The sequence below is a fragment of the Nocardia transvalensis genome, assembly GCF_015477765.1.
GTDB classification, from domain to species: Bacteria; Actinomycetota; Actinomycetes; order Mycobacteriales; family Mycobacteriaceae; genus Nocardia; species Nocardia transvalensis_A.
In genome coordinates this window covers 69,063-92,616 of record NZ_JADLQQ010000010.1, presented here as the reverse complement: position 1 = coordinate 92,616, position 23,554 = coordinate 69,063, and the positions used below count along the sequence as shown (strand labels likewise).

The 23,554-nt window shown below is 67.0% G+C and carries 23 protein-coding genes and 1 pseudogene; 18 read left to right on the top strand and 6 right to left on the bottom strand.

What is annotated here, in order from left to right:
• Positions 1–58: 58 nt before the first annotated feature.
• Both IU452_RS27695 and IU452_RS27690 read left to right on the top strand, forming a co-directional pair.
• The gene (locus IU452_RS27695; RefSeq protein WP_195112125.1) at positions 59–904 is read left to right on the top strand and encodes a TIGR03621 family F420-dependent LLM class oxidoreductase; all 846 of its coding nucleotides are present in this window, start codon (positions 59–61) and stop codon (positions 902–904) included.
• Positions 905–1,334: 430 nt separating this feature from the next.
• Entirely contained in the window at positions 1,335–1,532 is a 198-nt protein-coding gene (locus IU452_RS27690) for a hypothetical protein (RefSeq protein WP_195112124.1), read from the top strand.
• An 83-nt stretch (positions 1,533–1,615) separates the two neighbouring features.
• On the opposite strand, the gene IU452_RS38505 is transcribed toward IU452_RS27690, so the two are convergent.
• Positions 1,616–2,191, bottom strand: coding sequence for a tyrosine-type recombinase/integrase (locus IU452_RS38505; protein WP_324192859.1), 576 nt, complete (start codon positions 2,189–2,191; stop codon positions 1,616–1,618).
• A 385-nt stretch (positions 2,192–2,576) separates the two neighbouring features.
• Between IU452_RS38505 and IU452_RS38500 the strand changes: the two are divergent.
• Positions 2,577–2,936, top strand: a pseudogene (locus tag IU452_RS38500) (transposase); the annotation flags it as partial.
• Between the two features lie 205 nt (positions 2,937–3,141).
• On the opposite strand, the gene IU452_RS27680 reads toward IU452_RS38500, so the two are convergent.
• On the bottom strand, positions 3,142–4,263 hold the full coding sequence (locus IU452_RS27680) for an FAD-dependent oxidoreductase (protein WP_195112123.1): 1,122 nt from the start codon (positions 4,261–4,263) through the stop codon (positions 3,142–3,144).
• A gap of 1,118 nt (positions 4,264–5,381) precedes the next feature.
• Between IU452_RS27680 and IU452_RS27675 the strand changes: the two genes are divergently transcribed.
• Positions 5,382–5,807 carry a MarR family winged helix-turn-helix transcriptional regulator gene (locus tag IU452_RS27675; protein ID WP_195112122.1) on the top strand — a complete coding sequence of 142 codons (426 nt, stop codon included), beginning with the start codon at positions 5,382–5,384 and terminating at the stop codon, positions 5,805–5,807.
• Positions 5,808–5,829: 22 nt separating this feature from the next.
• Here IU452_RS27675 and IU452_RS27670 read toward each other — a convergent pair whose 3' ends face one another.
• Positions 5,830–6,474, bottom strand: coding sequence for a TMEM175 family protein (locus IU452_RS27670; protein WP_195112121.1), 645 nt, complete (start codon positions 6,472–6,474; stop codon positions 5,830–5,832).
• 290 nt (positions 6,475–6,764) lie between these two features.
• Here IU452_RS27670 and IU452_RS38495 point away from each other — a divergent pair, with 290 nt between their 5' ends.
• Complete coding sequence (locus IU452_RS38495; RefSeq protein WP_228818884.1) at positions 6,765–7,079, top strand: hypothetical protein; 315 nt, start codon at positions 6,765–6,767, stop codon at positions 7,077–7,079.
• Between the two features lie 157 nt (positions 7,080–7,236).
• Positions 7,237–8,091 (top strand): DUF6790 family protein, encoded by an 855-nt coding sequence (locus tag IU452_RS39300; RefSeq protein ID WP_324192858.1) that lies wholly within the window; start codon positions 7,237–7,239, stop codon positions 8,089–8,091.
• A gap of 432 nt (positions 8,092–8,523) precedes the next feature.
• Here IU452_RS39300 and IU452_RS27650 read toward each other — a convergent pair whose 3' ends face one another.
• On the bottom strand, positions 8,524–9,246 hold the full coding sequence (locus IU452_RS27650; RefSeq protein WP_195112120.1) for a GntR family transcriptional regulator: 723 nt from the start codon (positions 9,244–9,246) through the stop codon (positions 8,524–8,526).
• A 184-nt stretch (positions 9,247–9,430) separates the two neighbouring features.
• Here IU452_RS27650 and IU452_RS27645 point away from each other — a divergent pair, with 184 nt between their 5' ends.
• From IU452_RS27645 to IU452_RS27600, 10 genes are all read left to right on the top strand, one after another.
• Positions 9,431–10,879 carry an amidohydrolase family protein gene (locus tag IU452_RS27645; protein WP_195112119.1) on the top strand — a complete coding sequence of 483 codons (1,449 nt, stop codon included), beginning with the start codon at positions 9,431–9,433 and terminating at the stop codon, positions 10,877–10,879.
• 37 nt (positions 10,880–10,916) lie between these two features.
• Positions 10,917–11,768: a fumarylacetoacetate hydrolase family protein gene (locus IU452_RS27640; RefSeq protein WP_195112118.1), complete on the top strand. Its 852-nt coding sequence runs from the start codon at positions 10,917–10,919 to the stop codon at positions 11,766–11,768.
• Positions 11,769–11,795: 27 nt separating this feature from the next.
• On the top strand, positions 11,796–12,719 hold the full coding sequence (locus IU452_RS27635; RefSeq protein WP_195112117.1) for a VOC family protein: 924 nt from the start codon (positions 11,796–11,798) through the stop codon (positions 12,717–12,719).
• A 136-nt stretch (positions 12,720–12,855) separates the two neighbouring features.
• The gene (locus IU452_RS27630; RefSeq protein ID WP_195112116.1) at positions 12,856–13,368 is read left to right on the top strand and encodes an SRPBCC family protein; all 513 of its coding nucleotides are present in this window, start codon (positions 12,856–12,858) and stop codon (positions 13,366–13,368) included.
• Between the two features lie 539 nt (positions 13,369–13,907).
• Entirely contained in the window at positions 13,908–14,048 is a 141-nt protein-coding gene (locus tag IU452_RS27625) for a hypothetical protein (protein ID WP_195112115.1), read from the top strand.
• 233 nt (positions 14,049–14,281) lie between these two features.
• Positions 14,282–14,614, top strand: coding sequence for a cupin domain-containing protein (locus IU452_RS27620; RefSeq protein WP_324192856.1), 333 nt, complete (start codon positions 14,282–14,284; stop codon positions 14,612–14,614).
• Positions 14,615–14,914: 300 nt separating this feature from the next.
• Positions 14,915–15,340, top strand: coding sequence for a cupin domain-containing protein (locus tag IU452_RS27615; RefSeq protein WP_416382375.1), 426 nt, complete (start codon positions 14,915–14,917; stop codon positions 15,338–15,340).
• Positions 15,341–15,610: 270 nt separating this feature from the next.
• A complete protein-coding gene (locus IU452_RS27610; protein ID WP_195112112.1) occupies positions 15,611–16,438 on the top strand; it encodes a methyltransferase domain-containing protein in 828 nt (275 codons plus the stop codon).
• Positions 16,408–17,802, top strand: coding sequence for an MFS transporter (locus IU452_RS27605; protein ID WP_324192853.1), 1,395 nt, complete (start codon positions 16,408–16,410; stop codon positions 17,800–17,802). Before IU452_RS27610 ends, IU452_RS27605 begins: the two co-directional genes overlap by 31 nt.
• Before the next feature lie 36 nt (positions 17,803–17,838).
• Positions 17,839–18,198, top strand: coding sequence for a hypothetical protein (locus IU452_RS27600; RefSeq protein ID WP_195112111.1), 360 nt, complete (start codon positions 17,839–17,841; stop codon positions 18,196–18,198).
• Between the two features lie 563 nt (positions 18,199–18,761).
• Here the strand turns inward: IU452_RS27600 and IU452_RS27595 are convergent.
• Positions 18,762–19,211, bottom strand: a complete 450-nt coding sequence (locus IU452_RS27595) for a MarR family winged helix-turn-helix transcriptional regulator (protein ID WP_195112110.1) — start codon at positions 19,209–19,211, stop codon at positions 18,762–18,764.
• Between the two features lie 535 nt (positions 19,212–19,746).
• Complete coding sequence (locus IU452_RS27590; protein ID WP_195112109.1) at positions 19,747–20,304, bottom strand: helix-turn-helix domain-containing protein; 558 nt, start codon at positions 20,302–20,304, stop codon at positions 19,747–19,749.
• Positions 20,305–20,379: 75 nt separating this feature from the next.
• Between IU452_RS27590 and IU452_RS27585 the strand changes: the two genes are divergently transcribed.
• Positions 20,380–22,008, top strand: a complete 1,629-nt coding sequence (locus IU452_RS27585) for a bifunctional NAD(P)/FAD-dependent oxidoreductase/class I SAM-dependent methyltransferase (RefSeq protein WP_195112108.1) — start codon at positions 20,380–20,382, stop codon at positions 22,006–22,008.
• 530 nt (positions 22,009–22,538) lie between these two features.
• Positions 22,539–23,324: an SDR family NAD(P)-dependent oxidoreductase gene (locus IU452_RS27580; protein ID WP_228818883.1), complete on the top strand. Its 786-nt coding sequence runs from the start codon at positions 22,539–22,541 to the stop codon at positions 23,322–23,324.
• Positions 23,325–23,554: the final 230 nt, after the last annotated feature.

The window sequence follows — 23,554 nt, the reverse complement described above, 5'->3', positions numbered from 1 at the left end:
TGGGCTGACAACAGCAGCCGACACGACCCGTAGATCATTCGCATCGCAAAGGATTGCAATGAGCACCAAGGATATTCGGTTCGGCGTCAACCTGAGCTTGACCGGGGGCCGTGAGGCGTGGCAGGCCACCGCGCGGCATGCTGAGGAGCTGGGATACGACGTTCTCCTGGCACCCGACCATCTCGGCAGGCTCACACCGCTGCCCGCGCTGGTGTCCGTCGCGGCGGTCACCAGCCGCGCGAAGTTGGGCACGTTCGTACTCAATACCGGCTTCTACCGGCCCGCGCTGCTGGCCCGAGATGTCGCCGGATTGCACGAACTCACCGACGGGCGTTTCGAACTCGGTCTCGGCGCGGGGTACGTCGCCGAGGAGTTCGAGGCCGCCGGGCTGCCGTTCCCGAGCGCGCGCCAGCGGGTCGAGCAGCTGGAGCAAACGGTGAGTGAGGTCGGCATGGCGCTGAGCGAGGCCGGGCACCGGGTACCGGTGATGATCGCCGGTCAGGGCGACCGGCTGCTCACCGTGGCGGCGCGACATGCCGACATCATCAACATCTCCCTCAGCGCAAGCGCCACCCCCGAACAACCCGACCCACTCGCCGGGCGGATCGAGCTCATCCGCCGCGTGGCCGGCGACCGTATCGCCGATATCGAACTGTCCCTTGTCCTGCCGACGGTCCATATCGGCGGGGTCGACGACATCGATCTTTCCCTGCTCCGACGAATCCACCCCGGCCTGTCCGATGAGGAAATTCTGTGCCTGTCCGGCGTCGTCCACGGCACCGCCACCGATATCGCCAACACACTGCGCCGCTACCGCGACACCTATGACATCACCTACTTCGTCACCATGGACATCGGCGAAAATCTGACCTCACTCGGCCGTATCATCCGCGAATTCCGCTGATAGACAACGTCACTCGATGGACTGCTCCGCACCGGCTCCGCCCGGATCGGTGCGGAGCCCGTCGACCGTCGACCGGTCGGAACCATAGGAACCGAGACTGGCGAGAGGCGCCCGCACATATTCGCCGAAGGCGGCGATCCAAGCGATTGTGCTCGTCTCCGCGGGTGGCCGGCGCGACATGGGCCGGATCGGCATCATCGACCGAGCTGAAGATCATAACTCCTCTCCATAGCTCGGAGATGTCTCACGACACCCGACAGCCGTCCGTTGCCAAATTGAAGTAACGCAGCTTTCGGGCCGCGATCAGGGGTGCATCCTCATCAGCGAGCAGCCCGTCGACGGACCCGTTACCCTCACCGCCCGCGATGCCGTCACTTTCGACGACATCGCCACGACCGCAGCCCAACTCACCGGCCGCACCATCACCCGAGTGGTCATCGACGACGAGCAGTGGCTCGCCGACCGGATCGCCGCCGGCACACCCGAGCCCATGGCCCACATGCTGCTGGCGATGTTCCACGCCGCGTGCGACGGTCCCTTCGCCGACACCGACCCACTACTGGGTGAGTTTCTCGGCCGCGAACCACACACCATCGCCGACCTGCTCGCCGGCCGGATCAACACCTAGTTCATCCACAATCCACACGCGTAGGTACGACAGAGCCGATCACGGTGCGCAACCTCAATTCGGCATGTGGGTGCGTTGAGTTGTCATGTGCCAGAGGCCATGTAGGCAGCGAGAATGTAGTTCGGATGCCGGTCAAGGTTGGTGCGCGCCCGGTCGTAGCGCATGGTGGTTCGTGGATCGGCGTGGCGTGCGGCGATCTGGACGTCGCGCAGATCGACTCCGGCGTCGAGCATGGTGGTGACGAAGGTGCGGCGCAGCATGTGCGGGTGCATCCGCGGCAACCGGACCACCGATACCTCGGCTAGCCTGCGTAGGCGGCGGGTGGCGCAGTGCCGATCCATCCGACGTCCCCGGGAGTTCAACAGGATCGGGCCGATGTCGCGGTCGCCGATCGCGCGGTCGATGCCGCGCCCGACCGCTGGCGGGAGCGGGATCAGCACGATCTTGCTGCCCTTGCCGACCACACGCAGGACTCGGTGGCCATGCTCTTCGCCGACGTCGCCGATATCGCAACCGCAGGCTTCGAACATCCGCAACCCGAGCAGGCCCAGCATCACCACCAGCGCGAAATCGAACCGACTGGCCGAGTCCCGCGCCGCCGACAGCAACGCCTCGAATTGCAGAAGCGAAAGCCCCAGTGTCGGAGACTCATTCGCCACTCGCGGTCGCCGAACATATTCGGCCGGCGAGTGCTCGAGGACGCAGGTGCGGTAGAACCCGGCGACACCGCCATCCGCCGCGCGACCGTGGCGGGCCTGTAGCGTCGGACCTCGCGCATCCAGCCGACATAGCGTTCGATCTCCGGGCGAGTCATCGCCAGCGGCGCGAGCTGGCGCTCGCGGCACCACACGAAGTCCAGCCGAAGATCCGACGTGCAGTGTTCCCGAGATGTTCCGGTGTAGCGGGCGAGGTAACCGGCCGAGGCCAGCCGCAGCACGAGGTCGTCACCAGCGAAGGTGACGTCGATATCGGTTGAGGTAGCCATCCTCCACGATGCGCGCGAACACCCAGTGCCAAAAGACCCGCCATACCCGCGGCGTTACGCAACTCGCACCGGCCGTCGAACGGGTCATCGCCCGCACCGGTCGTCGCCCGCGCACCGTGACCGCCGACCGGCGGATACGGCGAGAAAAGCGTCGACGACGCCCTGCACAGCTGGGTGTGCCTACCGTCGTCACCCCCGCAAAGGCCGGCCATCGAAGGCCCGCCAAGCCGAGGAGAAACGAAAAGCGTTCCGCCGCGCCGTGAAATAAGCGGACCGGCAGCGAGGGGCTCATCAGCGCCCTCAAACGCGGCTACGGCTGGGACCGCAGCCGCATCGACAGCACCGACGGCGCACGGATCTGGACCGGTCACGGCATCTTCACCCACAACCAGGCCAAGATCACCGCCTTGGCAGCGTGACCAGGCCGCCGCACCCGCACCGACGCCCACGACCCAGCCTGCCGCACAGGCCGCCCTACCAGCAACCCAGGGTTTTCAGGTCGAAGTAGCTGATACCGGCCGGGCCCCCACGACCGTGCGGCTCGTACCGCCAGGCCGCGATGTAGATCGCAACCGCCCGTTACCCGCCGGGTCCGCGACAAGGTCGCAAATCCAGATCGAGGTATCAGGAGTGATCGAAGAGAGTGACTACGCTCCGCGGCGCTTCCGGGCCGAAGAAAGCCTCCAGGTTATGCGCCGAGCGGCCGGCGGCGTCGCTACTACGCAGGAATAGCCGCTCTTCGTAGGCGGTGAACGCGACCTCGATGTCGAGTAGCTCGACCAGCTTGCTCGCCAGGTCCGCGCCGTCGTACATGGCGAGGTTCGCGCCCTCGCCTGCGAAGGGCGACATCAGATGCGCGGCGTCACCGACAAGCGTCACGCCGGGCACCCTGTCCCACTCGAGCCCGACCGGAAGGGCATAGATGGGTCGCAGCCACGGTTGCGCATCGCTTTCTGTCACGAAGGCGGTGAGCAGCGGCGACCAGCCATCGAACTCGTCGGCGACTTGACGCAGGCCGGCGGACGGGTCGCCGAAGTCGATCGACCTCATCCACTCCTCGGACTTGTTCAGCGCCACGTATCCGCGCACCTGCCCGTCGGCGTAGCGATGGGTGATGATGCCTTTGCCCGGCGCGACCGCCATCAGCGTGCCACTGCCGATCGCGGCCACGCTCGCCCGAGCGTTCTGGCCGTATGAGGTGAGGGCGATCTCGATAAAGCAGGTTCCGCTGTAGAGAGGCTTGGCGGGGGTGAGCAGCGGACGCACCTTCGACCAGGCACCGTCCGCGCCGATGACGATGTCGGCGCGCGCGGCGGAACCATTCGCGAAGGTGAGGTCGTAGCCGCCCTCCGGACGGTGCCGGACCGAGTCGAGCTTGTGACCCCACCTTATCGTCCCCGGCGCCAGTGAGTCGATGAGCAGGCGCCTGAGTTCGCCGCGGTCCACTTCAGGACGAGCCGAACCGGGGTCTGCGGGGATGTCGAACAGAATCGTGCCGTGGTGGTCGACCACACGCTTGGCATCCTCGCCCGGGCGGACCAGAGTGAGGAACTCGTCGTACAGACCGGCTGCGCGAAGCGCGACCTGCCCGGTCGCTTCATGGATGTCGAGCAGGCCGCCTTGCGCACGGGTCTGCGCCGAAGGCTCACCCTCGTAGATCGTCGTGGCGACGCCGTGAGTCTCAAGCACCCGGGCGAGCGTCAGCCCGCCCAGTCCTGCTCCGACAATGGCGATGGTCTTCTGCATGCTGCGCTCCTCTGTTGCGCCGACACGCGTCGGCGACGGCCAGTGCCGGGAGCGGACGTGATGTCCGGTCTCAGCAGGGAGACGCTCAACGATCAGAACCATCTGCATCGATGTATGAGCGATGTCCTGCGGAGCGACCCGCGCGGAACATCGTTTTTCGCGACCCAATGACTATAACTCGGCATCCGCCTCGCGGCAGCCGGGGCCGCTCACGCTGCGACGCACCACGCCCGCCAGGTTCAGCCTCGACGGCTCGACAGTCCTTGGGGGTGTCGTTGGTGATACGGGAAAGAGTGACACTCACTCGCCCTGGTACATCTTGGCCTCTGGCGCCGACGCCACTGGTAACAGTCCGAGGCAGCCGCGACCGACGACGGATCGTCAACCAGCCCAGAGCGAACCCCACGCAATCGGCATGTACGCGCGTTGGGAAAGCTCTGCCAGCCAAGCGATCTGGACAATTGACCAACGCCCGACCAGTGGCTACTTATCCTGCGTTCGATCTGAAGTACTGGTGCATACGATGCCTGCCCTATCGCCCGCAAAGGTCCGTCAGTCTCGGAGGCCCTCGTGGCGATGCAAGCGATCACGGCTGGCCAGGCGCCGAAGTCTGCAAAGGTACTGGCCGGATCTGTTCGAAAGAATCGGTGCGACGCGCACCGACACCGCCGTCAGGAAAAACGATGGCGGTGGTCGACCGCGGCCGATGACATCCGGGCTATCCCCGAACACGTAGCAGCGTGGGTGACCTGCCCGGCCAGCAGCGTCGCGCCATCGCCGGGCACGGCGTCGAGCGCGGCCGCCGGGAGCGACCTCCGCGCGTCGGGTCCGCGCTAGGGCAGCGTGCACGGCCGTACCAGCCGCGGCTCGGCTCCCAGAGTCCGTAGGGCGTCGGTGGGTCCGAGTCTCCTCACCATATGGACGCAATGATTGGGTGCTCGTTCGCCAGCGCGCTGATCCACAGCGGAACTCCTTCGGCGTCAAGCGTATCCGGCGGAAAGCCGGATGTTGGCACAGCGGCCGAGTGTATGACCGGCGCGATGTCCGGCATCGGGCGCGTTGCCCCCGGCGCGGGCGGGTTAATATTAACCAGGTAAGACTCTGGTATGTTCGACGGTGTGGACGATGGGCTCGGAGACATGTTGCATCGCGTGGTCCAGCTGCTCGGTGACGCGACCAGGCGGCGGGTGGACGACTCCGGCGGGCTGACATACAGCCAGATGCGGCTGCTGGGTACGCTGGAAGAAATCCAACCGGCGACCCAGCATCAACTGGCGCAGGCGCTGGCGGTTTCCGATCCGGCGATCAGTCGCGCGCTGCGCCCGCTGGAGAAAGCCGGACTCGTGCGGGTCGGTCCGGATCCCGAGCACGGGCGTCGACGTCTGGTCCGTCTTACCGAAGCGGGCAGCGAGGCTTTCCACGCCACAGGTAAACCGCTCTACGACGAGTTGCGCACCGCTCTGCTCGCGGCCGGTTTCCCGTACGAACGCTATCTGCAGGACACTGCCGTACTGGCCCAGCTCCTCCAGCCGCGACACCCCTAGGCCGACTGAGCGTGCCCGCCGGTCAGCGAAATGCCGAGCGGGCCTTGGTGATCAGGCGTCCGCCGACGGTTGCCGACAGTGGGGCCAGGAACCACAGGATCCAGACGTAGGGTGTCAGCCAGGCCAGTGCCGTGGTGGCGGCGAAGACCGCGGCGACCGCGTAGGACGCGTCGGCGCTGGAGCGCAGGTCGGTGGGGTTCGTGGCTTCGGTGAGGATCGAACGGCGGGCGGCCAGTTCCTTCACCACGGCCTCGCTGGCGAAAAGCAGTGCGGCCGTTGCCGCGAACAGGCAGACCGCGAGCTTGTTGTCCGTAGCGTGACCGAAGACCGCGGTCGCGTACGGCAGGACCGCGGCGAACAATAGCAGGGGCGCATGCCAGGCCAGTGTGTGCCGGTCGAGGCGGTGCACCTCGTAGATCAGGGTGTGGTGGCGGCGCCACACCGACCACAGCAGGAAGAACGCCAGCACGTACGCCATGAACGAAGCCCGCTCGTGCGAGAGGAATTCGGCCAAGGCGTGCGGATCGGCCAGTTGCTCACCCTCCGGCCGCTTGATCTCGATGACCAGCAGCGTAATCGCGATCGCGAGCACGGCATCGACGAACGCGCCGATCCGGTGCGGATTCCAGCCCGTCTCCGCGGCGTCCGCATGCGGTTGTGGTCTCATCAGGGCCTCCGTCGTGTCCACCTGCCGTCCGCCGGTGGGCAGACTACCGGGCATCACCGTTCACGGCGCGCCACGGGCCGCCGCCGATGGTCGTAGCTGTCGAACGCACCTGGCGGACAGTGGTTTCGGCACCTCGTGAGTCGATTATTCCGCTCGCGCCGACCGGGTCTCGGTGAGTTTCACGATTTCGGTGGCGCAGTGGCGCGCGCCGATCTGTCCTGGGCGGATGGCTTCGACGAGATGTCTGTGCAGGCGGGTGTGCTCCGCGGGCCGCCTCCTCGGAACAGGGCGTGGCGTCGATCTGTTCGGTGACCGCCGCGCTCAGCACGTCGCACAGCTCGGTGAGCAGGAGGTTGCCCGCAGCGCTCGCCACTGCCTGGTGGAAAGCGGACGTCGGCCTTGGCGGTCTGCCGCGAATCTACGGCCGCCTCGGCCTCGTCGAGCAGGCGCCGCAGGCGGGTGAGGTCGTTGTCGCCGCGCCGCGCCGCGGCCAGGCCGATCCGTACTCCTCGGGAACCGCGCGCAGTGCCAGCACATCGGCGCGCCTCGAAGCGGAGGCGCGGCGCATCAGCACCGCAAGCAGTTCGCTCGACGCGCGGACATAGGTTCCGTCGCCCTTGCGGGCCTCCAGCAGGGCGCAGATGCACCAGAGCGCCGAGCGCCTCGCGTACCGTTGTGCGCCCGACGCCCAGCTGTTCGACCAGCTCAGCTCCGGGTACCTGAATATTGACTGGTTAATATTAACCATGCAACACTCATTGTATGAACGAGATGACCTACCTCGCGCAGTCCGCTTTCCCTCTGATCTGGATCCTGATCGCCGTCGTCGGTGCACTGGTCCGCACGCGGCACAGCCCCTCCTGGCTGGCTGCGCTGGAAACCTGGCAGCGGTGGTGGGCCGTGGCGGCACTCGGTTTCGGCAGCCTGTGGATGACAATCTCATTCCTCACGGTTCCGGAGGTGATGGCCACCGCGATCGGCTTCAACCGGACCCCGTTCCAGTTCGAAATCGCTTTCGCCAACCTCGGACTCGCCGTCCTGGGTTTCCGCGCCGCTTCGGCCACCGCCCGCGAGCGCATCACCATCGGCCTCGGCGCCGGCATGTTTCTGTGGGGTGCGGCGATCGGCCACGTCTACCAGTGGTTCGCCCACGGTGATCACGCACCCGGCAACACTGGCGGCGTGCTGGTCTACGACCTGCTCCTCCCCGCGGTCATGATTATCCTCGCGCGTTGCTCGCAGCGGCCCATCCCCGCGTCCTTCACCTTCGACAGGGAACTGGCCACCGAGCCGAACGACCTGGGCAGGTATTTCATCGAACGCGTCAATGCGGGCGATGTGGACGGGCTGGTGGCATTGTACGAGGCGGACGCAGTGCTGGCGTTCCCGCCGGGCAACCTCGCGACCGGGCATGCGGAGATCCGAAAAGTCTACGAGCAGTTCGTGGCGACCGCGCCGGTGCTCTCGCCGGGTAAACAGCATCCGGCGCTCGTGAGCGGCGACTTGGCGCTGACAGCGACCACGCTGACTACCGGTGAGGTGACCGCCGAAGTCGCCCGCCGCCAGCCGGACGGGTCGTGGTTGTTGGTGGTGGACCAGCCGGTGCTCGTCCCGTAGCCGGGCAGTGGCGGGCTGGCGCTATCCGGCCCACCACCATCCCGTCACGCCACCGTGCCCTTCCGGCCGGCCCAGTAACCTGCTGTCACCGTTCGCTGGTTCAGGAGCCTGAAATGGCTTTCACCACATACCTTTTCGTGTCACCATCAACTGCCCGAACCCGCGCCTGCCTCGTTTAAATCAGCAGCTCCTCGGCAGCCGATCGCGCTCCGCCAAACCCGGATTTCGTGCTGCACATCAGCGATCACGATGCCAGGACCTGGACTTCCAGAGCGTCACTGCACTGGGGGAGCGGTGATCGGAGATAGTCGAGAAGCGATTGCCCCCACATCCGCACATGCCGATGTCAGGGCACTCTCTCGATGCTTCATGGTGGCGTCGCTGACCGATGATGTTCTACGCGTGTCCTTCTCCGAGCTGTGAACTGCTGGATCATGTCGAGGCTTTCACGGCGGGCGAGGCCAGCACCTCTCCCTGGTTGGGTTGGTCGGGTGCGCAGCTGATCAGTAGTCGGGCGGTGTGCGCGATGTGATCGCGCAGCAGTTCCTGTGCGTGGTCGGCGTTGCGGGCGAGGGCGGCGTCGAGCAGGGCTCGATGCTCGGCGGCGAGGTCGCGGCCGGGTTCGTTGCCGAGGGATACCGACCATTGCAGGTACAGTTCGGCCTCCTGCCGTAGCGCGCGTGCCGTGTCGATCAGTCGCTGGTTGTGGCAGCCGGCCAGCAGTGCCCGATGAAAGGCCGCGTGTGCCTGCGACCATTCGTCGGTCGGATGGTCCGGATCGGCCGGATCGCGATAGGGCGTGCGTTCCAGAAGGTGGTGTGCCGCAACGGCGTCCGCCTCCCATCGCATGTCGCCTTCCAGTACGGACAGCCGCAGGACCAGGGATTCGATCTCCACCCGCGCCTCGGTCAGCTCGGCCAGGTCCTGATGGGACAGCGGGCGGACCTGGTAGCCCAGATGCGGCCTCGTCACTACCAGCCCTTCGGCGACCAGTCTGGTCAGCGCCTCGCGCGTGGCGCCGACGCTCACCGCGTAGCGGGCGGCCAGGTCCGGGAACTTGAGCCGTTCGCCCGGCATCAGGCGGCCGGCGAGGATGTCGGCGCGCAACGCCTGGTGAATGCCGTCGGTGCGGGTCGCGCCGCCGCTCTTCGTCATGCACGCATTGTAGCAGTTTACGAATATCCATTGAACTTTCGAAAGTTGCGGACTACTTTCGAACCTGTTCACGTCACCTCGATGAGAACCGAGGGATCGCCAGAGTTCTTCCGCCCAGGGAGGTCTGGGCATCGACAAGGCTCCAGAACCCGGCGGCTGCGTACTACCGAACAAGGAAACGTCCATGCTCTCGAACAACCCTCGACGTCCGACCGTTTTGCGCGCCGGAACCGTCCTCACGATGGATTCCGGCCACACCGTTCTGGAAGGTCACGATGTGCTCGTGGTCGACGGCCGGATCGCCGCCATCGGTGTCGATCTCGTCGTTCCCGACGACGCCGATGAGATCGACGCCCGCGGCGGCATCGTCATGCCCGGGATGGTCGACACCCACCGGCACATGTGGCAGACCACGACCCGTGGCTACGGTGCCGACTGGACTCTCACGCAGTACTTCGTGTGGTATTACCTCAACTGGGGCAAGAAGTTTCGGCCCGAGGACGTCTACGCCGGAAACCTCCTCGGCGCGCTGGAGGCGATCGACGCCGGGGTGGCGACCTGCGTGGACTGGTCGCACGGGTTGCAGACGATCGATCACGCCGACGCCGCGGTCGATGCGCTGGCCTCGGTGCCGGGGCGATTTGTATTGGCCTACGGCAATATTCAGGACGCGCCCGCGAACTGGACGGGCACAACAGAATTCCGCAAGTTCTTCGAACGCCGGTCCGGTGATCTCGAGGGCTTTCAGATCGCCTTCGACGTCACCGGCGATCCGAGCTTTCCCGAACGGCGCGCCTTCGAGGTCGCCCGCGAACTCGACCTGGCGGTGACCACGCACGCCGGTGTCTGGGGCGCTACCGGCGACGACGCCGTGCGACTGATCCACGAGCACGGCTTCGCCGAGGCCAGGACGGTGTATGTGCACGCCTCGACGCTCTCGGCGGACTCCTACGCCCGCATTGCGGCGACCGGCGGTTCGGTGTCGGTGTCCACCGAAAGCGAGCAGAGTGCCGGACAGGGTTATCCCGCGACCGCCGCCCTGCGCGCCCATGGCATTCCGATCTCGCTGTCGGTGGACAGCTGTGTGCCGTGCAGCGGTGATCTGTTCTCCGCCATGCGCACAACGCTGGGCGCGGATCGCGCCTATGAACATCTGCAGGCGCATACTCGCGGCGAGACCGTCACCCATTCCTCGGTGCATGCCGACCAGGTCGTCGAGTGGGCCACCCGGGGTGGTGCGCGAGCGATCGGGCGCGACAGCGAGATCGGCAGTGTGGAGGTCGGCAAGAAGGCGGATCTCGTACTCGTCCGCGACGACGCTTCGCCGGTGATGACGCCGCTGCCGCTCAACCCGCACGGGCACATCGTTCTGCAGGCCCAGCGCGCCGATGTCGACACGGTCCTGGTCGACGGCCGGATCGTGAAGCGCGACCACCGCCTGGTCGGTGCCGACCTGGCGGGTGCGCGCCGCGCGGTCGAGGCGACCGTCGACTACCTGCGCGCCGAGATCGGGGAGCAGGCCTGGCGCGAGGGTATGAACCCGGAGATCCCCGAGACCAAGGTCCTCGACAACCCCTACACCTACACCGACTACCGGTCGGCGGCCACCCACGGTGACCTCGTGTCGAAGTGACGACCGTCCACACCCCGTCCAGTCAGGAACCCACGCCATGCGTTTCGCCACTATCTCGGATCGGTTGTCACTGATCACCGTGTCCGACACCGTCATCGACGTCGCCCGTGCCAGCGGTGGCTGGTTCGGCCCGCGCATTCAGGATGCCTACGAGCGATGGGACGAACTGCTCGAGTTCTGCGCGACCGTCACCGCGGCGGGCACGCCGCTGTCGGGGGTGCCGGCAACCGAATTCGGCAATCCGGCCCCGAATCCCCGGCAGCTGTTCGCGATCGGCCTCAACTACGCCGACCATGCCGCGGAGTCGGGATTGGCGGCGCCCGAGGAACCGGCGGTGTTCACCAAGTTCGTGACCGCGCTGGCCGATCCGCACGGGACGATCACGCTGGTGCCGGGCAAGGTGGACTGGGAGGTCGAGTTGGTGGTGGTGCTCGGCCGCCGGGCGCACCACGTGGCCGCCCGGGACGCGTGGCGCTATGTCGCGGGAGTTTCTGCGGGCCAAGATATTTCGGAGCGGGTTCGGCAGCGGGTGGGCCCGGCGCCCCAGTTCAGCATGGGCAAGTCCTTTCCGGGCTTCGGCCCGATCGGGCCGGTGCTGGTCACTCCGGACGAGTTCGACGACCCCGACGATCTGGAACTGGGCTGCCTGGTCAACGGTGAGCAGATGCAGAAGGGCCGGACCTGTGACATGGTTTTCCCGGTGCCCGAGCTGATCGCGCGCCTGTCGGCGATCACGCCCCTGCTGCCGGGCGATGTCATCTTCACCGGCACACCCGCCGGTGTCGGGTTCGGCCGTACCCCGCAACGGTACCTTGCCTCCGGCGACGAACTGGTCAGTTACGTGCGGGGTATCGGCGAGATGCGTCACCAGATCGTCGCCGGGCGCTGAACCCGTCGCGAATTCCCAGGAGACACAATGGCATTGCATCGCTTGGCCTCGGTCACGATCGGCGTGCCCGACCCGGCCGCGACCCGCGACTACTACACCGAATTCGGTCTCACTCCCCGATCCGACGGCTGGCTGTCCACCCGCGACGGCGGCGATCAGCTGCGACTGATACGGGCGCCGTCGCGTCGGCTGGCCGAAATCGTCATCAGCGCAGACGATTTCGATGATCTCGACGCGGCAGCCGCCCGCCTGCGCACGCTCGGCCTGCCGGTGGAGCGCACCGCCGACTCGGTCGCCACCGTGGAACCGATCGCAAATTTCCGTGCCGTGGTACGGATCTCGAACCGCATCACCCAACCCGCCGCACCGGTGACGCCCTACAACGGGCCGGGCCGCATAGAACGCCGCGGCACCCGCGCCCCCGGCGTCCTGCGCGACGACCCGGTACGGCCACGCAAGCTTGGCCACGCGGTCATGGGTTCGGTGGATTACGTGGCCACCCGCCGCTTCTTCACCGAGGGACTGGGTTTCAAGCTGTCCGACGAGATCAAGGGCGAGGGCGCGTTCCTGCGGTGTTCCACCGACCATCACAACGTGCTGGTGCTCAACGCGCCGGTCAACTTCCTGCACCACACCTCATGGCAGGTCGACGATGTCGACGATGTCGGCCGCGGCGCCACCGCCATGCTCGAGGGCAACCCGCAGCGGCACATCTGGGGCCTCGGACGCCACCATGCGGGCTCGAACTTCTTCTGGTACCTCAAGGACCCTGCGGGCAACTTCTCCGAGTACTACTCCGATATGGACTCGATCATCGACGATCAGCTCTGGACCCCGGAGCTTTTCGACGGCGCCCAGGCGCTGTGCAGCTGGGGCCCGCCACCACCGCCGTCGTTCCTGCACCCCGAAGACCTTGCCGCGCTGATGACCGGCGCGCACCACGCCGGATAACGGCCGCACCGACCCCACCACCAGCAGCCTCGGCGCCCCTTCGCCGTGGTGCGGCCCGTGGGCGTGCGCAGCAATCGAATACCGATCGAAGGGATCGGGGCCTGCGAGTCCCGCGCTCAGCCAATAAGGAGAGATCATGTCTGACCTGTACGTGCCCCAGATCCCGGACAACCTGAACATCCGGTTCGTCGAGAACCGCATCGTCGTCGAACGCCCCGCGCAGGTCGTATACGACTGGGCGACGACCTGGTCGAATCTGCCAAAGTGGCTGCCATTCGCGTCGGGCACCGAGGTGCTGCGAGGCACCGACGGCGTCCCGGCCGAACTCGGAGATGTGCTGCTCGAGTACATCTTTCCGGAACTCAACGAGAAGCCGAAGGAATACACCGTGGTGGCGCGGGTGCCCGGCAAGCTGTGGACGGTGGTTGGCCGCGACGTACTCGACCACGGTGCCCCGGCCGCGGCGATGCACGCGATTGCCACCTTCACCACGTTCGACCTGGGCGATGGTACGACCTTGTTCTGTCGACTGTTCGAGCGGCTGATTCCCGACACCGAGCCGCCCGGCCCGCACCCGGTCGAAGACTCGGCACGGATCCAGCCCGGTCTGGAACTGCTGAAGGCATATATCGAGGACACTGCCGGATAGCCCCGGCGCCCCGCCCCCACCCGCCACTCGATTGAATCACTGAACAACCGCGACGGGTGCTTGCTCCCTCCACTGAGGCTCTTGGCACCCCGCTTGACAGCCCGCTCAATTCCTCAACTCGCCAGATCTCTCCGGCAAGCCGGGTCCTGCTCCTGGGCGCTCTGGTACCTACCCAGATGGGACTCACATCCGCTGGCCTGTTCCAGCTTCCAGGACGCACCACATCTCCAGTTTGACGGCTTGGTTGAATAGCTTGAAATATAGAATTGATTTACATTGTGTACGGTTCTATCCTCGCTGTGAGGAGCCGGACCGTACCGCGACGAACGGGCCGCCACAGCACACGTAGGAAGGAATCACCCCCATGACGACCCTGCGTCGCCATCGTCGGCGGCCCGCCCGGCCTGATGTGCGCTCGGGTATCACGGCAACGGTATTGACGGTCTACGACGCTGACGTCGCTGTTGATTCCCACGACCCGGGCGGCACGCTCGACTTGCACGCCGACACCGGTCAGATCGCCTTTTCAGAAGCGGGCTTTGACGGACACCTTCATGGAGTTGGCCCGGGTCGAAGGGCGGGCGAATACCCGCCGAGACCAGCACGGCACGGTGTCGGCCGAGCTCTCTCCTGAACCGGGTGATGTGGCTGCGCCCGAGATCGACTGCGGCCAGCTGTGAGGTCGGCGCTACTGAGCGCTACTGAACAGCACCGATCGCCACGACACCATGATGCGTCGTGGCGCGCCATGGCTTCCGTGCCCTGCAACAGCTGTGCCCCACATGACACAGATGTTGCAGAGCCGTCCCACCGGCGAAACATGAAGCGGACAAGCGCCGCGTTCGAACGCACGATCGGAAATGAGGTCATCATGCACCGCCCCATCGTAGAAACCACAGCTGCGGGAGCACACGTGCTTATCGAACCCGACGGTGCCGACGACGACGAGTTCTGGTTCGTCGCGGTGGCGGGGGAAGACTACGGAGTGGACGTTTCGACCATCCACCTCAGCACCAACCAGGTCGGGCAATCGCCGCCGCTACATCAGCACCCGTACCCGGAGACGGTGGTCGTGTTGCGCGGCCGCTCCGAGTTCACCATCGGTTCCGAACTGAGGGCGGTCGGCGCCGGTACCACGCTGATCATTCCGGCATTCACTCCGCACACATTCCGAGTGCTCGGCGACGGCAGGTACGAGAGCCTGGCTCACCATCTGTCCCCGAAATTCGTTACTGAGGAGCTGTAACTCGCATATCCGCCGCGGTCGCGCACACAGGACTTGACCAACGAGCATGTCAGCGCGGGCACGGCGCTGTTTCGGTCACAGCGGTTACGTCACCTTGCTCGATGCCGGATGGTCCCTGGCCATGGCCGAGCGATGACTGCTCGGCCAGTGCCACGCCGCCCTGCGATGAGATTCGGCCGGCTCACCACGGCACGGTTTGGCCGAACCGGTCCAGGAATTCGAGGCCGGGTTTTCCCAGCCTCGACAGCAGCACGTCCACGATCGGCGGGACGCTCCCGGCGGACGATGAGTGCGAAGAGCATGAGAGCAGAGGAGAGCATTGTGAATAGACCCGCGTTGGCGGTGGCGCTTAACCTGGAGCCGCATCCCGAGGGTGGGTGGTTTCGGGAGACCTGGCGTAGCCCAGTGGAATTCGAGCCCGCCGGGTACGACGGGAAGCGGTCGGTGGCGACCGCGATTCACTTCTTGTTGATGCCGGGCGATGAATCCGCGCCGCACACGGTGCGGTCGGATGAGCTTTGGCTGTGGCATCGAGGTGGTCCGCTGCTGCTGAACATCGGGAGTGAGGAGATCCTGCTCGGTCCGGATGTGGAGCGCGGACAGCGGTTGCAGGCCGTGGTGCCCGGTGGGGTCAGCCAGTCCGCCCGGCCCGCGGGTGACGAGTATGTGCTCGTCAGTTGCATCGTCGCACCCGGCTTCGATTTCGCCGATTTCCGCTTCGACTGAGTTCACTCACCCAGCCCACTGATTTACCGTCCCGGGTTCACCAATCCCGTGGACCAGCGAGTCGAGCGGGCCGCGATGGAGCCGGTGAGACGCACTGAGCGGCACTCCACCAGTTCCGCGCCGCACTCATCGCGGCCAGCTTTCCCTGCGAACGCTACCTCGAAGACACCTCGGGCTGGCCGAACTCCTCGCATCCGGCTGAGAACACCGCTCCGCGTTCTGCGACAGCACCACCCACCTCCGAACCGATCCCGTCTGGATGGAGAGACAATGACCGCGCGACACCAGGACTACTTCCTCGGCGAAACGAACGAGGAGACGAGCCGACTTTACCGGATGGCGCAGGCGCTGACGGCGGATGCCGAGCAGTTGCTGGAGCGGGCCGGCATCGGCGCCGGATGGCGGGTCGTGGATGTGGGCTGTGGTCCCCTGGGTGCGTTGGACGTACTTTCCGCCAGGGTCGGACCGGGCGGGCGCGTGGTCGGACTCGAGCGGGCGGAAGCGTTCGTGGCAGCGGCACGCGCGGCGGTGGCGGCTCGTGCGCTGGACAATGTCGAAATCGTCCAGGCCGACGTGCACCGGAATACACTGCCGCCGGAATCGATGGATGCCGCACATGAGCGGTTGGTGCTGATCCAGGCCGGTGATCCACCGGGGGTCCTCGACGCGATGGTGCGGCTGGTACGGCCCGGCGGGGTGGTACTTGCCGAGGAATTCGACTGCGGCGGCTGGGCCTGCCACCCGGCACATCCGGCCTGGGACACCCTGCTGGAGCTGTTTCTCGAGGTGGCCACCGCGGGTGGTGCCAATGTGGAGTTCGGTCGCACGCTGCCCGGCATGCTGCGCGCGGCCGGGCTTACCGAGGTACAGGCCGTGGCACGGGTACATACCCCCGCCCCGGGCGATTACCTGCGCTACCACCTGCTGTCCTTACTGGACTCCGTGCGCGAAACCGTGCTGGCGCAAGGCCGATTGACCGCACCACAGTGGACGGAGCTGACCACACGACTGCGAGCACACCTGGACGACCCGGCCACCTTCCTGCTCGGCCAGCCGCTGGTGCAGGCGTGGGGCTACAAGCCGCTAGCCCGGCCGTGACCGCCGCCGAGGACACCGCGGCCACCGTGGCCGAGATCAGTGCCCGCATCGAGCGGCTCCCGCTGTCCTGGTGGCAGCGGCGGGTGCGGTTGCTGGTCGGGGCGGTCACCCTGTTCGACGGTTTCGACCAGCTCTTGATCGCCTACGTGTTACCGGTGCTGCGGCGAGAATGGCACCTCGACGCAAGCGGTGCCACCTGGGCGATCACCAGCGGGTCGGTGGGCATGCTGGCCGGCGCGCTGCTGGCGGGCTGGCTGGCCGACCGGCTCGGGCGGGTGCGGGCGATCGCGCTGTGTGTCGCCCTGTATTCGGTGACCAGCCTGCTCATGCCGGCCTGCACCGGGCTCGGTGCCTTCCTGCCGTTGCGGTTCGGGCAAGGCGTGGGCATCGGCGGGGAGGTGCTGGTCGGTGCCGCCTACATCAGCGAGATCATCGGCGCGCGCCGCCGCGGCCGGTTCGTACTGGCCTACGAGCTGGTGTTCGTGGTCGGGCTGCTGGCCGCGGCGCTGGTGTCGTCCTGGGTGGTTCCGGCCTGGGGCTGGCGGCCGCTGTTCGCGCTCGGCGGGTTGCCGGTGCTGCTGGCCGTGGTGTTGTGGCGCTGGGTTCCCGAATCCCCGCGCTGGCTGGCCGCGCGCGGGCGGACCACCGAGGCGGCAGCGATAGTCGGCCGGATCGAGGCCGAGGTGCGCCGGCGGCACGGGCAGCTGCCGGCGGTGGCCATGGACCTGGCGGTGCGGCCCGGCAACGGTCGCCTTTCCGAGGTGTTCACCAGCCGCTACGCGCGGCGAACCGCCGTGCTCATGCTGACCTGCTTCACTGCTTACCTGGTCAACTACGGCCTGACGTCCTGGTTACCCAGCATCTACACCGGGCTCTATCACGTCGGGCTGGCCACCGCGCTGCGCTACAGCCTGCTCACGATGGTGACCGGGTTCTTCGGCGCGGCGCTGCTGGCCGCGACGGTGGACCGGCTCGGCCGCAAACCATGCCTGACCGCCGGGCTGCTCGGCGCGGGGGTGACCCTGCTGGTGCTGGCCGTCGTGCGGCCCGCGCAGCCCGGCGTGCTGGCGGCGTTCGTCTCGGTGGCGGCCCTGTTCGTGTTCGCCACCAACCTCGGGCTGCAGCTCTACGTGGCCGAGCTGTATCCGACCAGAATCCGCACCTGGGGCAGCGGCATCAACGGGGTCGCGATCCGGCTCGGCGTCATCGTCGGCCCGGTGCTGGTCGGGCTGGTGGCCACCGGCAGCAGCGGCTTCGCATTGGCGATCGGGCTGCTCGCGTCGGCCGCACTGGTCGGCGGCGTGGTGTTGGGCCTTTTCGGTGAGGAGACCGCCAACCGCCCGCTGGAACGATTGTCCCCATAGCAACCCCCAACGGCTCGCTGCGGCTTGCCATCTCAAGTGGGTCTGCGCGGACAGCTGCCCGAGCATCTGCGCGACCAGTTCTGGTTGTACAGCGACCTCGGATTCCCTATCTGGGTCCAACGAGGCACCCCCGAACGCCCGATGGTGTTCGTGATCGACCCTCCCATGCGGCAACCCGAAAACCCTTCCCGCACCGCCTCTTCCCGGACCGGCATGATCCGATCGTTCTGCCTGCACGCCGCCGCGGCCGCCGTCATTCCGCGCTACGACGGCCCTGCCATCACGCAAACGGTCGGGCCTGCCCGTCTGGACTTGGTCCTCGACGGCGGACCCGATATCGACATCACCGATATCCTCGCGTTGCGAACCCACCAGCACTCGACGGCCTGCCCGTGAACACGTAGTCCACCGCATGTCTTCAGGCCGCAATGCATCCGAACGTGGCACGGTCGTCGCTGACCATCGAAGTAGGTTGTAACGACTCCAATGGCGTCGTTACTGAGCGAGACGTGCGACAGCCGCGGGATAGGTTGGACGAGTTGCCGATACAGCGCAAAAAGTTCCGCGTGGATGTCCTGTAATGCCGCATGTCGCGCATTGGTCGTCCGTCCAGATTTCTCTGGATCGGTTGGGCGACATGGCTTCCCGCCGCGCGCTCATGCCGAGTTCCGTACGCCCGCCGAGCTGGCCCTGCCGCGGCGGATTGCCCGGTCCGGTGGGAGCTTCGGCCAGGCTGTTTGCTGTGGTGGCAAGCAAAGAGCAAGGCCCACATCACGACATCGGCCCACCACGCCTGTGGCTGATGCCGGACCAGGACAAGCTGGTCTGCCAGCTGGTGGTGTGGCCAGAGTCGGACCGGGCGGGTAGCCGGAACCCGTCGATGTGCACGCGTGCAATGAAGGCGCGTCCCATGCGTCAGGGGTGACGTCGAGGGCTGGGCCGCCGGGCATCGAGGATGCTCACACCGGAATGGCGTGCTGGGTGACGTAATGCAGGATCAGCGTTTCGATCGATCGGCGGAAGGAGCCCTGCTGCCTCTCGCTCAAAGTGCTTGCCAGATCGCCGATCTCGGCTCGGACCGCCTCGCGCACCAGATGCACGACGGCTCGGCCGTCGGCGGTGACGGTGACATGGACGGCGCGCCGGTTTCCGGGAACGGCGATCCGTCGCACCAGACCGCGCCGCTCGGCTCGATCGACCAAGCCGGTGACGCTGGACTTCTCCAGTTCCAGGATGCCGGCCAGCTGCTGCATGCCGATCTCGCGATCGTCGAGCACCGCGAGCATTCGCAACTGGGTGACCGATAGCCCTTGTTGGCCGGCGAGGCGGCCCAGGACCGCCTGCAGGATGAACGACAGCTGGATCAGCCCGTCGACCAGGTCCGGCGGGTCGGGTGCGTCAGTGGTCACAGTGGGCCAGGTTAGCTTGATTCGGTTCGCGATACCAACTATTTTGATTCGTGACACGAACAGTATGTGGGACGAACAATTGCGTGGTGTGCACGGGATCGGCGGCACGCGGTGCCGCCGGGCTCGACACGACCGAGATAGGGGAAGAAGTGGTCCTTTGACGGACAAGAAGCGCGTCGCGGTCCTTATCGGCAGCACCCGCCCCACCCGTATCTGCCCCGGTATAGCCGCCTGGGCACGCGACACCCTGCGGGAGGAGAGCGATCTCGACTATGACCTGCTCGATCTTGCCGGTGTAGGGCGAGCGGCCGCTGGTTCTACCGGGTGGTTGTCGTCCAGCACGGTCCCCGCTAGGTGCGGTCACCATGTAGCTTCGCTCGCGGCCGTAATGGCCCAGGAGTCCCGAAACTGCCCCTGGGGCAGAGTAGTTGCTTAACTGCTGCTCGTAGGCTTCTTGTCGAGGTGGCGGTAGATGGTGGCGCGGGTGACCGGGGACCGGTGCGGGAACGGTCATCTCTCGCTCGAACTCAGCAATTCACTGATGCACGTGCGCGCGCTGTCCGTCGCGGTCGAAGACCATGATCAGCTCGGCCGGACCGGACGGGGCCGTGAACGCGTGCGGGACCATCGTCGCGAACTCCGCCGCCTCGCCCGCCTCGACGTCGATCTGCCGCTCGCCCAGCCACAGTCGCACGCGTCCCTCGAGCACGAGGAACCAGTCGTGTCCCGGGTGCACCCGTTGGCTGGGCGGCTCGTCGGACGGCTCGAGACGCATCTTCAACGCAACCGTGCGCCCGTCCGGACGGCTCAGCGGCCACGTGGTCCGCGTGCCGCTGCTGTGCGCCACGGGGCGGATGACGACGTCGTCGTCGGTGGGCACCTCGAAGAGCACGTCGAGGCTCACCTGGAGGGCGTTGGCCAGCGGCACGAGCACGTCGAGGCTCAGCGTGCGCTTGCCGGTCTCGACGCGGCTGATGGTCGACGCGCTGAGGTTGGTGCGCTCGGCCAACTCGTCGAGGGAGTACCCCAGGGTGGTGCGCATGCTGCGCAGGCGCGACCGCGCCAGGGCCTCGACGTCGGCGACTCCGCTCATGCCTCCATCCTGGCATGCCTTGCGAATTGTGCAAGAGACTTTGCTGAGAAGGCCAGGCGCCGTACCGTCGGACTCATGAGCGAGCACCCCGCGCAGAGCCAGCACTCAGCCCATTCCGAGCACGCCCGGCACCCCACCCTGCAGCGTCACTGCGACGTCGCCGTGATCGGCGGCTCGGCTGCCGGTCTCGCCGCCGCCCTGCAGCTCTCCCGCCAGCGGCGCAACATCGTCGTGGTCGACGACGGCACCCCGCGCAATGCCCCGGCCGCGCACATGCACGGTTACCTGGGGCACGAGGGGGTCGCGCCCGGCGAGCTGATGGCAGTCGGGCGTGAGGAGGTGCGCAGCTATGGCGGAGAGGTGCTCTCCGGCCGGGTCGTGGGCGTGCACCGTCGCGACGACGGCACGTTCCGACTTGACCTCACCGGCGAGCACGCGCTGGTGGCCCGGCGCGTCCTCGCCGCGACCGGCCTCTCCGACGAGCTCCCCGCGATCGACGGCATCGCGGAGCAGTGGGGACGCGGCGTGGTCCACTGCCCGTTCTGCCACGGCTTCGAGGTGCGTGACCAGCGCCTGGTGCAGATCGTGACCCACCCCCTGGGTCTCCACCCGACCACCCTGTACCGGCATCTGACGGACCGGCTGACCGTCGTGCTGCACGACCCGGCCGGGATCGACGAGGAAGTCGTCGACGATCTCGCCTCCTCCGGCGTGGTCATCGAGCGCAGCATGGTCCGCCGGGTCGTCACCGCGCCGGACGGCGAGGTATCCGGGGTCGAGCTCGACGACGGCCGCGTCCTCGAAGCCGACGCCGTGGTGGTCGGATCGCGGTTTCACGCCCGCGCTGACGTGCTGGCCGGGGTCGGGCTCACCACCACCCTGCACCCGACCGGCGCCGGCAACGTCGTCGCGGTCGACCCGCGCGGCGAGACCGCCGTGCCTGGGATCTACGCGGCCGGTAACGTCACCGACCCGAGCCTTCATGTGCTGCCGTCGGCCGCCCAGGGCAGCCAGGTCGGCGCCATGATCGCCTTCAGTCTCGCCGAGGAGGACCTGCGCGCCGCCCGGCGCTCGGGCGAGGAGGCCGACTGGGACCACCGCTACGCGGGCCCCGACCGAGCGTGGAGCGTCAACCCCAACGGCACGCTCGTCCACGAGGTCACCGAACTGGCCCCCGGACGGGCGCTCGACGTCGGCACCGGCGAGGGCGCCGATGCCCTCTGGCTGGCCGAGCGCGGCTGGAAGGTGACCGCCACCGACATCTCCGGCAACGCGCTCGCCCGGCTGCGCGCCGAGGCCGAGCGCCGCGGGCTCGGCGTCGACCTCGTGCGCGGCGACGCCAACGATCCCGCGCCCTTCGGCACCGAGACCTTCGACCTGGTCTCCCTGCAGTACGGCTCGTTCAAGCGCACGCCTGACCAGCGCGGTCTGCGCAGCCTGCTCGACGCCGTCGCCCCCGGCGGCACACTTCTGGCCGTGCACCACGACCTCGCCCCCCTGCGCGAGCCGGTGGACGTGGCGATCCAGACCCGGATGTACGACCCGGAGGCGTTCGTCGGCGTCGACGAGATCGCCGCCGCACTCACCGCCGACCCCGACACCTGGCACGTCGAGATCCACGAGACCCGGCCGCGGCCACCCGGCGCGGCCAGCACCCACCACGTCGACGACGTCGTGCTGCGCGCGACTCGACGAGCCGTCTGATCACCTCCGGTACGGCGCCGCCCTGCTGGCGCAGCACCAGATCGACCGCACGCAGCGAGTCACGCGGGGTGCCCGACACCACCTTGTCCGCAAGCCCGGCGGCCTGGTCGTTGATCATGTTCAACCAGGTGCGGCATCACCTGGCGGAGGTCCGGCAGTTGCAGGCGATTGGTGACCGTGCTGCCGTCTTGGGCGGTTCGAGTCACGATTCCGCACGAGCCGTTGGTGTTCAGAAAATGATCGTTGGATCGACACCGGCCCGGTCTGGGCGGATCGCCTGGTCGATCCGGTTCCGGTCGTTCGGGTGGGTCACAGCCACTGGTCGGCAGGCGATCTCGCGAACGTCCCGCAACTGCCGACGAGCGGAGGTTGACGTCGGCAGATTCTGGCCTCCGATAGGGCCCTCTTTCGGGTCGCGCGAATTCACATTCACGCCGAGTGTGTATCCAACCGACGCGACGCCTGAAATCCGCCAGTGCCGGGGCTGCCCAGGAGGAAGGCTGTGATGCATGGATCTTGGTTTGCACAATATGGTCGCGGTGGTGACGGGCGCGTCGAAGGGCATCGGGCTCGCCACCGCTCGGACGCTACATGCCGAAGGCGCGCTGGTGGTTGCCGCATCACGACGCTCCAGTTGGGAACTCGACGCACTGGCGGGCGAGCGATTGGTCCATGCCGCCGTTGATCTCGCAACACCAGAGGGCCCGGCTCAGGCGATCGCGAAGGCGGAGGACGCCTTCGGTGGGCTCGACATCCTCGTCAACAACGCAGGCGGTCCGCCGCCCGGCGCGATCCTGCCGCGCTTCTCGTTCACCGCGCTCACCGACGCGGACTGGGCCGCGATGCTGGATTTCAACCTCATGTCTGCGGTTCGGGCGGTTCGCGCGGCAATACCGTTGCTGCTCGCGCGTGGCCGGGGCTCCGTCGTCAACATCACCTCGACCCATGCCCTCGTGCCCAGCGGTGTCAACGTCGACTACGGGGCGGCGAAAGCAGCGGTCGGCAATCTGACCCAAGCATTGTCGGAAGAGTTCGGCCCGCAGGGAGTTCGGGTCAACACGGTCGTTCCGGGGCCGGTGCGTACACCGTGGTGGACCGATGAAGGCGGAGCAGCCGACGTCTTGGCTGCAGCCACCGGCACCGACCGCGATACGATCTTGAACCAGAAGGCCGCCGAGATGATGCAATTGACCACCGGCCGACTCATCGACCCACAGGAAGTCGCCGACGCCATCGTCCTGCTGTCCTCGCCACGGTCGGCAAGCATCACGGGCTCAGCGGTTCTCGTCGACGCGGGCTTGAGCAAAGTCGTCTGACCTGGTCGTCTTGGCGATTCCGTGAGCGGCTTTTTCGCCGCCCGCCGCGCTGCACTGCGCGCGACTGGTGCAACAGGATCTGCTGCTGATCAACACAGGCGCACACCTACTAGCGATCCCCATCAACGCACTGACATGCCGCATCGCGCACGTGCCAGGGACAAGCACCCGGCACACCGAAAGATCAACGCGCATAGATCATCTCGACCTCAGCAACGCACGGTAATGCC

What these genes read in the sequence shown, in the direction of transcription:
- IU452_RS39300 (WP_324192858.1), top strand. Translation starts at nt 7,237, where the DNA reads ATGAACGAGATGACCTACCTCGCGCAGTCCGCTTTCCCTCTGATCTGG.
- IU452_RS27590 (WP_195112109.1), bottom strand. Translation starts at nt 20,304, where the DNA reads ATGAGCGGAGTCGCCGACGTCGAGGCCCTGGCGCGGTCGCGCCTGCGC.
- IU452_RS27680 (WP_195112123.1), bottom strand. Translation starts at nt 4,263, where the DNA reads ATGCAGAAGACCATCGCCATTGTCGGAGCAGGACTGGGCGGGCTGACG.
- IU452_RS27640 (WP_195112118.1), top strand. Translation starts at nt 10,917, where the DNA reads ATGCGTTTCGCCACTATCTCGGATCGGTTGTCACTGATCACCGTGTCC.
- IU452_RS27610 (WP_195112112.1), top strand. Translation starts at nt 15,611, where the DNA reads ATGACCGCGCGACACCAGGACTACTTCCTCGGCGAAACGAACGAGGAG.
- IU452_RS27585 (WP_195112108.1), top strand. Translation starts at nt 20,380, where the DNA reads ATGAGCGAGCACCCCGCGCAGAGCCAGCACTCAGCCCATTCCGAGCAC.
- IU452_RS27670 (WP_195112121.1), bottom strand. Translation starts at nt 6,474, where the DNA reads ATGAGACCACAACCGCATGCGGACGCCGCGGAGACGGGCTGGAATCCG.
- IU452_RS27630 (WP_195112116.1), top strand. Translation starts at nt 12,856, where the DNA reads ATGTCTGACCTGTACGTGCCCCAGATCCCGGACAACCTGAACATCCGG.
- IU452_RS27650 (WP_195112120.1), bottom strand. Translation starts at nt 9,246, where the DNA reads ATGACGAAGAGCGGCGGCGCGACCCGCACCGACGGCATTCACCAGGCG.
- IU452_RS27695 (WP_195112125.1), top strand. Translation starts at nt 59, where the DNA reads ATGAGCACCAAGGATATTCGGTTCGGCGTCAACCTGAGCTTGACCGGG.
- IU452_RS27580 (WP_228818883.1), top strand. Translation starts at nt 22,539, where the DNA reads ATGGTCGCGGTGGTGACGGGCGCGTCGAAGGGCATCGGGCTCGCCACC.
- IU452_RS27645 (WP_195112119.1), top strand. Translation starts at nt 9,431, where the DNA reads ATGCTCTCGAACAACCCTCGACGTCCGACCGTTTTGCGCGCCGGAACC.
- IU452_RS27615 (WP_416382375.1), top strand. Translation starts at nt 14,915, where the DNA reads ATGAGAGCAGAGGAGAGCATTGTGAATAGACCCGCGTTGGCGGTGGCG.
- IU452_RS27635 (WP_195112117.1), top strand. Translation starts at nt 11,796, where the DNA reads ATGGCATTGCATCGCTTGGCCTCGGTCACGATCGGCGTGCCCGACCCG.